Annotated in this window: 1 rRNA gene; it reads left to right on the top strand. The window is 41.4% G+C overall.

Annotated elements, in window-relative coordinates:
* The first annotated feature begins 163 nt into the window (after positions 1-163).
* Positions 164-277, top strand: a 5S ribosomal RNA gene (gene rrf / locus CXF61_RS02785).
* Positions 278-285 lie beyond the last annotated feature (8 nt).

Below are 285 nucleotides of genomic sequence, written 5' to 3' on the forward strand. Positions count from 1 at the left end.
CAAGTCTAATTAATCTATCTTGTATAGCTCAGGCTATAGAATAAGAAAGAACATTTCGATATCACCTTTAACCTTGATTCAGTTAGGTTACAAGTTGATCGACCATAAACTAAACATTTATAGTCAAACAATAACAACAACAGACTCATATCTAACCCCCTTTGCTGACGACAATAGCGCGATGGCCCCACCTGATCCCTTCCCGAACTCAGAAGTGAAACATCGTAGCGCCAATGGTAGTGTGGTTCGCCCATGTGAGAGTAGGTCATCGTCAGCTCTCTATTC

This window comes from Psychrobacter sp. 4Dc (assembly GCF_002836715.1).
Classification (GTDB): domain Bacteria; phylum Pseudomonadota; class Gammaproteobacteria; order Pseudomonadales; family Moraxellaceae; genus Psychrobacter.